We start from the raw sequence: 8500 nt of genomic DNA, 5'->3' as shown, positions 1-8500 counted from the left end.
GTCAGTTAAGACTTAGGCTGGTCAGAATAGCTTGTAATTTCTTACAAGCTCAGTGGCTTTAGCCCTGAGTTCCTGACGATTATATATGTCCAATTGGGCGATCGCATTAAATAAAGATAATATAATTTGGGGCAACCAGGTACAGGAATGCTAAAATTTCAGTGCCGAAATTCCTGTATTTTGTTGGAGAAAACTGCCTTGAGTCTCGATCGGGAATCAAAACTAGCTGTAACTCTGGGAGATCCGGCGGGAATTGGCCCGGAAGTGATTCTCAAGGCCTTGGCAGATCCCGCTGCTGGTTTGAGGGTAACGGTTTTCGGATCTAAGAGAATTTTGCAGCAAACTTACGATATGTTGCGATCGAGCAATCCCGCAGCACAAGCGGCAAATCCCGAAAGATTAAATATTATTGATATTGAACCAGACAGCAAGTGGGGCGAAATAGTCCCCGGTGTCGGGAGTGCAGCTAGCGGGGCGGCTAGCTTTGCTTACATGGAAAGCGCGATCGCCCGTACCATCGCCAGCGAATTCTCCGCGATCGTGACAGGCCCGATTTCCAAAACTTGCTGGCAGGCGGCCGGTTACAATTATCCCGGACAAACAGAACTTCTCGCAGAAAGGGCAAAATCGCAGCGGTTCGGAATGCTGTTTGCCGCCACATCTCCCCACAGTGGCTGGACGCTGGTAACTTTACTGGCTACCACACATATTTCCCTGCGTCAAGTCCCCGATGCTTTGACTCCAGAATTACTGAGTGAAAAACTAGAATTACTGATAGACTGTTTGCGGGAAGATTTTGGGCTGGAAAGACCGAAAATTGCGATTTCTGGCTTAAATCCTCACAGCGGCGAAAATGGCAAACTGGGAAATGAAGAGCAAGACTGGATGATACCTTGGTTGGAAACGCAGCGCGATCGCTTTCCTCAAGTGCAGTTAGACGGGCCAGTCCCCCCCGATACCCTGTGGGTAAAACCGGCTAAAGTTTGGTACGGTTTAGCCAAGGAAGCTCACGACGGTTACTTGGCAATGTACCACGACCAGGGGTTGATTCCAGTAAAATTGATGGCTTTCGATAAAGCAGTCAACACTACAATTGGCTTGCCTTTTGTCCGCACCTCTCCGGATCACGGCACAGCTTTTGATATTGTAGGTCAAGGGGTTGCGGATGCCTCCAGCATGAAGGCAGCATTGCAGTTGGCAGCCCAGTTGGCTAGTCGCAGAACAGCAGTTAAAATAAGGCGATAGCTTTAGTACGCCTGACGCTTGGAAAAATTGTGTCATTCCTATTGATTTTCGCTGGGGTGAGGCGGCAAGCAAGCTGGTAAATTCCTTCGGTCGATTAAAATCAACTATTGGTAGCGCAGTATGGCAGAATCTAATGATAATTCAGGCAAAATATATCAGTCAGAAAAAGAGGTTTCTGATGCAACTCTGGCAAGTTCTAAAGCTGGAGAGCAACTTCAGGAATTGCTAACCATACTGACTGAATTCCAGTTATTAAAGAAATCAAAAAAAGAACCAAGCGAGCTGAAGTTACCGCTTTCGGAAAAGTCCGTGCAGCGGTTGGAGGATGAGGAAAATCGGCGCCAACAATTGTCTTTTCGGATCGAATCACCGAGTATTGTACCGGAAGTATTAACTAACGATGAAGAACTCCCATCTCAAAGACGAGAAAACAATAATGAGGAACCTGATTTATCTATAGCGGGGAAAGTAGCTAAAAAAACTCTGCCCTCGGAGGAAGAATTAGAACAAGCAGTTGAGCAGTTTAAGCAGTTGCAACAACTACTGTTTGAAAGGGATTTGCCGGAATTTTACAGTAATGTTTTGAGCGTGGAACAAAGGTTAGAAAATTTTGAGAAGCTGATGTCTCAACCCGAAGAGTTGATGATTTTACTGAGGCCGTTAATTCCTGAGTTAGTCAGAGAAGAATTAGAGAAGTTGAAGTCGGAATTAAAAAAGGCTATCGACCTCGCGAGCAATAATAAAATTAATCGGATCGAGTTGGAGGCAAAATTAGCAGATTGGGAAAATCAAATTGCTAACTTGAACCAGCAGCCACTGCCGAATACAGAACACTTAATCCAACGGCTGATGCCAGTGGTGGGCGATCTGCTAAACCGTAAGGTAGAGGAGTCTAAGTTAGAGGTAGCTTCGGCGATCGCACCGAGAGTCAATCAAGTAATTCACAATCAAAACGGACTTGAAGAACAGGTAGTAAGAATTGAAGATAGAGTTGCAAATATTCAGCAGCGTTACCAGCAGCAACCGGAAGATTTAATCAAGCAGCTAGTACCAGTAGTTAGCGATTTACTGAACCGCAAAATTAGTGAATTAAAATTAGAGGTTGTAGAAGCTGTTGCCCCCTCAGTACAGGTAAGAATAGCTTGGGTAGAAATAGAAGAAAAAGTATTGAGCATCATCGAACGCCGACTGGCTACGCAACAGTCGCCAACTCAGAAGCCTGAAGAGATAAGGGCGATGCTAATGCCGGCAATAACTGATTTGCTGAATCAGAAAATCGATGAATCAAAATTACAAGTAGCAGCGACGATCCAACCTTTGATTGAATCAGCAATTCTTCAAAGAGAAGTTCAAGGCAAATTGAGCGACGTAGAAAGTAGACTAAATAATCTTCAGCGACAGCAAAAAACTCAGCCGGAAGATATAATGGCAAGGTTAATGCCGTTAATGATTGAGTCGCTGAACCGGAAAATTGAGGAGACAAAGTTAGAGGTGAGAGAGGCGATCGCACCTGGTGTCAACACGGCTATTCAAAACAGCGGTATTGCAGCACAAATATTAAATAATGAAACTAAGATTGTCGAAGTTCAGCAGCAAGTTTTAGCCGAGATAGAAGGGTTGATGGCAAGAATAATGCCAGTGATTGTAGAAATGCTGTCCCGAAACATCGGGGAAGCAAAGCTAGAGATAGAATCTGCGATCGCCCCGGCTGTCGATGCCATCATTCAGAATAAAAGGATTGATCAAAGACTTGGGAAGATCGAACAACAGATTGTGGCGATCGAACACCGAATTTATGAATCGACAGACTTGTTTACGGATTTACTGAAACCTTTGATTGACGAGCTGATGGTTAGCCATCACGCCCAACTACAAAAGTCGGTCATCGAATCTATTTTACCATTGTTAGATGAAGTTGTAAGTTATAATTACAGACTCAACGATAAAGTAGGAGAACTCGATCGCAAAATTACTGATGCTGAATGGGGAGGGGATCGGGAAGAATTAATCGCCCGAATTAAAATCATGTTTCCCGAAATGATGCTCCAAACAATTAATGAGTCGAGAAAATCATTTGTCGAAACGATAGCTCCGATAATTGATGAAATAATTAATACCAAATCCAGAGAAAATAGACAATCGATGGGAGTAGCCATATCGCCGGCCCTGACTGTGGGAATCAGCCACCGAATGAGTGAAGCCCCCGATGAAATTGCCATGGCGATCGCGCCGGAAATGGCCGCTGCTATCAAACAGCAAATTCATCTCAAGCCAGAAGAAATGTCGGATGCACTTTATCCGATCATCGGTAGCACGATTTTAAAATACATCGCCGAGATGATGCGGGAGATTAATGAAAAACTCGAATCAGCTTTAAGTCCAGAGGGAATTAGTCGCAAAATTAAAGCAAAATTACAGGGCATTTCTGAAGCAGAATTGCTCATGAAAGAAACAACACCACTAAGTGTTAAAGCTGTTTTTTTAATTCAAGCAAAATCGGGATTAGTAATTTCAGCAGTGCAGCATTCTGAACGCGAACAGCTAGAATCAGACATGGTAGGGGGGATGCTGACTGCTATTCGGGCTTTTGTCAACGATTGCATATCTCAGTCGGGAAATATTGCCGAGATTGATGCAATAGAATACGGCACATCTACCATAGTATTGGAAGTTGCGGGTTCGTGTTATCTGGCAGTAGTGATGCAAGGAGAAACCCGCCAGTGGTTTAAGTACAAAATGCGATCGATATTCAACAATATTGTTCAAGAATACGGAACTCAAATTCAGTCATTTAACGGCGATCCAGCAACTGTACCACCCGAAGTAAACTTGAAACTGCAAAAATTAATCGATACAGAGGTAAAAGTTAAATCTCCTAAACTACCCATTGTACCCATGATCGGTTTGGCAGCGTTAGGTTTAATTGGCGTACCTTGGGGAATTCATCAATACCGCAGCGGAGTTGCAGCGAGCTTAGAAGCAGATACGAATTTAGCATTACAATCTGCTCCCGATTTATCAGTTTATCGCCTCGTGGCAGATGTTAAAGATAAAGTATTGGAGATTTCGGGACGAGTGCCGAATCAAAATCTGCGATCGAAAGCGGAAAAAATCGCTCAGCAAGCGGCTCCACAATCAAGAATTGAAAATAAAATTATAGCCGTTGAAGTACCTCCCGATCCAGTTTTAGTAGAAGCCGATGTCAAGCGGACGGCAGCTCTTTTGAATAAAGTAGAAAGCATTGATATCTCAGCTCGCTATGCAGAGGGAAAAGTCGCCGTTGCAGGCAGCGTGAGCCAAGTGCCAGATGCTCAGAAAATAACTCAAGCTTTTGAGAAAATTCCGGGGGTGAAGTCTGTAACAAATACAGTGATAATAGGAACTCCACCGCCGCCAAAGATAATAATGCCAGTTCGCGTGTATTTCGGTGCAGGCTCGGCAAGTTTGGAGGCGAAAGATGTAGCACAAAAGCTTAGCAAAGTCAAGGAATATATGGAGAAAAATCGCACGAAGAAGTTAAGGATAGTTGGCTACAGCGATTTTAAAAGCACTCCGGTAGAAAATCAAAAGTTGGCACAGGAAAGGGCGACAAATGTGAAAAATATTTTGGTTAGACAAGGGATAAATGGCAACAGAATAGAAGTTGCTTCTACTAAGGGTCGTCCCGAAGGTGTGGAGGCCAATCAACCGCTGTGGCTGAGCAGATTGGTAGTATTTGAGGTGATCAATTAAAATTGGGAATTGGGAATTGGGAATTGTTGACTGTTGACTGTTGACTGTTGACAACTGCCCACTGACAACTGACTCTTAAATTAATCGAACTCGGCCCGAGGTAAAGGCTTGTCTTCGATCGCCCGCCAAGCATACTAACAAGCGGCCGCATCCGTCAATGCCGGCGGCTTCTCCGCAGATGGTTTCTGAGGAAAGTTCGATCGCCACCGGGCAGCCAATCAACGCATCGCGGCGGCGCAATTCGGGTAAAAGTAGCGCTAAACCGGACTTGGAGGCTGGCTTGTCTGTGGTGGAAAACATATCGGCTAGTTCGAGTAAATAGTGCCGCAGTCGATCGACCAAACACAGTTCATCTGGTACTGTACTAGCAATAGAATGCAAGCTTACCGCATTGCCGAGATCCCTTTCATCCAATCCCGCAGCCGCGAAATCTACGCAGCGGTTGAGTCCAATTCCCACAACGGCGCGAGTTTTGCCCAAAGCCTTGCCGGAAGTGGCTTCGCAGAGAATTCCGGCTAATTTGTGGCGATCGATCCAGACATCGTTTGGCCATTTCAGGCGCAGCATATCGCGACAGTCGGGAACCAAATCTTCGATCGCGTAAATAACCGCTAAACCCGCTGCTAAACTGAGCCCTGGCAACAGAGTGGGGTTGAGGTTGTCGAGTACAAAACTAACAGTCAAGACACCGCTTGGGGCGTGCCAGGTGCGCCCGTGTTGGCCGCGCCCGCTGGTTTGTCGCTTGGTAAATACTGCATCTCCGTGGTGGAGCCCGGCCGCGCGGGCGATCGCCCAACTGTTGGTACTCGGACAGGTATCCAACGAGTGTAGCCAGTGAGGGAGGTTTGGGCGATCGGGTTCTGTGGTTACGGACACGGGAGTTAAGGGCAATTCAGACAAGGTTTGATTTGTAGTATTTGATATTTAAAAGCTGATTATCGCATTTTCCAGAAGTGCCACCTCGCGCGACGGCGAGAATTCAGAGAAATTGGAGTGTAGTACAGTTTCAGCATCAGATTTACCTTACGCCACAACATCTGTTTAGCCGCAAATTTTCTTGATGTATAAGGGTTTTAGAGAACGCAGAGGGTTGATAGGAGCGATCTACACCCCATTGAAAAACCCAATTTAAAAAAAAGTTGTATTACCCCCTTGACAGTCTTGTATTACGCAATGTAGTATAAATGTATGGCGAAGGGGAAAGAGCTTCAAAGCCTTGCCCTACCAGCAATATGAACCTTGAAAACAGAATAGGAAGTTAATCGTGTCACATAATTGTGGACATTGGCGGTGTAGACTCCGGCAACAATAGCCCGATCGGGTTGTAGTACGCGGAATCAACCGCCACCCCGTCCCAACTTGAGTAATTCAAGGACACAATATTGTTCATTTTCGCGGGGGTATAGCTCAACCGGTCAGAGCAGTCGCCTGTCGAGCGAAAGGTTGCGAGTTCAAGTCTCGTTACTCCCGTCAGTCGATTTTAGATTTTAGATTTTAGATTTTAGATTTACTCCACAGGAGAAGAATCTGGGAATTGGAACTAGGGTCTAAAATCCACACCTCCTGTCGGAAAGCAAGTATCCGTTTTTCGGCGGTGGTCAAAGTCCCGTAGGCAAAAGTCAAGCCGTCTTCCCCTCTGGCGTGAAGATTGCGAGTGCAAACCTCGTCGGGACTCCCAGGTTAGGTGGCCGAGTGGTTGAAGGCGTCGGTCTGCAAAACCGAATTGCGCGGGTTCAAATCCCGCCCTAACCTCTGTTCCCTATCAGAAATTAAAAATTAGAAATTAAAAGATTAAACTAACAGTCTTTTAATTGAAATTTTTAACTTTGAAAAGGAACGAAGCGAAAGTGACATTGCAGCGTAGCTTAATGCCAAAGCGCCAAGTTCATACCTTGGTCAATGCGGGTGCAAATCCCGCCGCTGCCACCAAAAGCAGGGATGGTGTAACTGGCAACACTCTGGTCTCCAAAACCAGCATTCTGAGTTCAAATCTCAGTTCCTGTGCCAATTTATAGTGCTGTAGGCAAATGGTTTAAGCCGCTTGGTTTTCACCCAAGTGATTTGCGGGTTCAACTCCCGTCAGCACTTCTCGTGGGTCGTTGGCAGAATGGTTTTGCAGCCGCCTTTTAAGCGGATGGATCGAGGTTCAATTCCTCGACGACCTACCAAAATTTCTATCTTGGGTCGGCCCTCCTATTGGTGTGGGTAGCTGTCTGTAAAACAGTAGCTTAAAGCGTTGCTGGTTCAATTCCAGCCCGACCCATTTGTAACTGCATTTAATCCGCAGTTGCAATTTTGAGAACGTGGTGTAGCCGGATAACATCTCAGTTAATAAAACTGAAGATTGAGGGTTCAAATCCCTCCGTTCTCGCGCTCGGAGAGGTGGCCGAGTGGCTTAAGGCGCTTTCCTGCTAAGAAAGAGCGGTTTAACAGCCGTCGAGGGTTCAAATCCCTCCTTCTCCGTTTTCCCCCGATAGCTCAGTTGGTAGAGCGCTTGTCTGAAGAACAAGAGGTTGTCAGTTCGATACTGACTTGGGGGATTGCGTTGCCTTATAGCTCAATGGTAGAGCAAGCGGTTGTTAACCGCTAGGTTGTAGGTTCGAGTCCTACTGGGGCAGCCATTTTTTAAATTGCCGGGTAGACAAATTGGTAAAGTCGCCTATCTCTGAAATAGGAGTTTATGTAGGTTCAAAGCCTACCCCGGCACCCAATTATTGGGAAGTCGCCTAATCGGTATGGCACCGCTCTTTGAAAGCGGCAAAATGCAGGTTCGATCCCTGCCTTCCCAGTTCTGCTATTACCAAAGCAGATAAATTACACTCCTGTAGCCCAATTGGCAGAGGCCGCAATTTCAAAAATTGTGTTGTGTGAGTTCAAATCTCACCAGGAGTACCAAATTTTCAACTAACTTTTTACTTGCTCCTGTGGCGGAATTGGCAGACGCGGCAGACTTAAAATCTGTTTTATTTTGAGTGTGAGTTCGAGTCTCACCCGGAGCATGAACGGGATGTAATTCAGCGGCCAGAAGCCATGTTTTGGGAGCATGGAGTCGTTGGTTCAAATCCAACCATCCCGACTTTACCCCTGTGATGTAATTGGAAAACATCGCTTACTAAGAATGAGCGTCTTACAGGTTCGATGCCTGTCAGGGGTATTAGGTTTTATTCAATCTAAAATCTAAAATCTAAAATCGGTTTTGCCCCTGTAGCCCAATTGGTAGAGGCGCTAGATTTAGGATCTAGTTAGTGCTGGTTCGATGCCAGTCAGGGGTATTTGGTGACATCGCGGGTGAAGTAGCCTGGGTAGGCTTGGAGGTCTCATAAGCCTCTTAATAGCAGGTTCAACTCCTGCCCCCGCCACCAAAAATGCAGGTGTGATTTAATTGGCAACATGAGGCTCTTGTAAAGCTTTCTTGGCAGTTCAAATCCCGCCATCTGCTGTGCTGGTGTAGCTCAATTAGGCAGAGCAACTGATTTGTAATCAGTCGGTTGTAGGTTCAATTCCTATCACCAGCCCCACAATT

Annotated in this window: 3 protein-coding genes and 18 tRNA genes; 20 read left to right on the top strand and 1 reads right to left on the bottom strand. The window is 45.8% G+C overall.

Features of this window, described 5'->3' with window-relative positions; genetic code table 11:
- Window positions 1-147: 147 nt before the first annotated feature.
- Together pdxA and QUB24_RS17435 are read left to right on the top strand one after the other, a co-directional pair.
- Window positions 148-1245: a 4-hydroxythreonine-4-phosphate dehydrogenase PdxA gene (gene pdxA, locus QUB24_RS17440; protein ID WP_333154451.1), complete on the top strand. Its 1098-nt coding sequence runs from the start codon at window positions 148-150 to the stop codon at window positions 1243-1245.
- A 120-nt stretch (window positions 1246-1365) separates the two neighbouring features.
- Complete coding sequence (locus QUB24_RS17435; RefSeq protein WP_333154450.1) at window positions 1366-4977, top strand: OmpA family protein; 3612 nt, start codon at window positions 1366-1368, stop codon at window positions 4975-4977.
- Between the two features lie 75 nt (window positions 4978-5052).
- On the opposite strand, the gene QUB24_RS17430 is transcribed toward QUB24_RS17435, so the two are convergent.
- Window positions 5053-5877, bottom strand: a complete 825-nt coding sequence (locus QUB24_RS17430; protein ID WP_333154449.1) for a biotin--[acetyl-CoA-carboxylase] ligase — start codon at window positions 5875-5877, stop codon at window positions 5053-5055.
- 496 nt (window positions 5878-6373) lie between these two features.
- Here QUB24_RS17430 and QUB24_RS17425 point away from each other — a divergent pair.
- The 18 genes from QUB24_RS17425 to QUB24_RS17340 all read left to right on the top strand — a co-directional run bounded on the left by QUB24_RS17425 (window position 6374) and on the right by QUB24_RS17340 (window position 8495).
- Window positions 6374-6447, top strand: a tRNA-Asp gene (locus QUB24_RS17425).
- A 208-nt stretch (window positions 6448-6655) separates the two neighbouring features.
- Window positions 6656-6729 (top strand) — tRNA-Cys (locus tag QUB24_RS17420).
- A 102-nt stretch (window positions 6730-6831) separates the two neighbouring features.
- Window positions 6832-6906, top strand: a tRNA-Met gene (locus tag QUB24_RS17415).
- Window positions 6907-6909: 3 nt separating this feature from the next.
- A tRNA-Trp gene (locus QUB24_RS17410) sits at window positions 6910-6984 on the top strand.
- A 6-nt stretch (window positions 6985-6990) separates the two neighbouring features.
- Window positions 6991-7065 (top strand) — tRNA-Glu (locus tag QUB24_RS17405).
- Between the two features lie 5 nt (window positions 7066-7070).
- Window positions 7071-7145 (top strand) — tRNA-Lys (locus QUB24_RS17400).
- Window positions 7146-7158: 13 nt separating this feature from the next.
- A tRNA-Tyr gene (locus QUB24_RS17395) sits at window positions 7159-7240 on the top strand.
- A 34-nt stretch (window positions 7241-7274) separates the two neighbouring features.
- Window positions 7275-7348: transfer RNA gene (locus tag QUB24_RS17390), tRNA-Tyr, on the top strand.
- A gap of 5 nt (window positions 7349-7353) precedes the next feature.
- Window positions 7354-7440 (top strand) — tRNA-Ser (locus QUB24_RS17385).
- Window positions 7441-7444: 4 nt separating this feature from the next.
- Window positions 7445-7517, top strand: a tRNA-Phe gene (locus QUB24_RS17380).
- A 6-nt stretch (window positions 7518-7523) separates the two neighbouring features.
- Window positions 7524-7598, top strand: a tRNA-Asn gene (locus QUB24_RS17375).
- A 10-nt stretch (window positions 7599-7608) separates the two neighbouring features.
- A tRNA-Gln gene (locus QUB24_RS17370) sits at window positions 7609-7687 on the top strand.
- A 5-nt stretch (window positions 7688-7692) separates the two neighbouring features.
- Window positions 7693-7766, top strand: a tRNA-Gln gene (locus QUB24_RS17365).
- Between the two features lie 29 nt (window positions 7767-7795).
- A tRNA-Leu gene (locus QUB24_RS17360) sits at window positions 7796-7872 on the top strand.
- 23 nt (window positions 7873-7895) lie between these two features.
- Window positions 7896-7976 (top strand) — tRNA-Leu (locus tag QUB24_RS17355).
- 4 nt (window positions 7977-7980) lie between these two features.
- Window positions 7981-8053 (top strand) — tRNA-Pro (locus tag QUB24_RS17350).
- 122 nt (window positions 8054-8175) lie between these two features.
- Window positions 8176-8249, top strand: a tRNA-Leu gene (locus QUB24_RS17345).
- A gap of 169 nt (window positions 8250-8418) precedes the next feature.
- Window positions 8419-8495, top strand: a tRNA-Thr gene (locus QUB24_RS17340).
- Window positions 8496-8500 lie beyond the last annotated feature (5 nt).

The sequence above is a fragment of the Microcoleus sp. B9-D4 genome (genome assembly GCF_036705105.1).
GTDB lineage: Bacteria > Cyanobacteriota > Cyanobacteriia > Cyanobacteriales > Microcoleaceae > Microcoleus.
The sequence above is the reverse complement of the archived record's forward strand: the minus strand, read 5'-3'. Positions and strand labels throughout refer to the sequence as shown.

What these genes read in the sequence shown, in the direction of transcription:
- pdxA (WP_333154451.1), top strand. Translation starts at nt 148, where the DNA reads ATGCTAAAATTTCAGTGCCGAAATTCCTGTATTTTGTTGGAGAAAACT.
- QUB24_RS17435 (WP_333154450.1), top strand. Translation starts at nt 1,366, where the DNA reads ATGGCAGAATCTAATGATAATTCAGGCAAAATATATCAGTCAGAAAAA.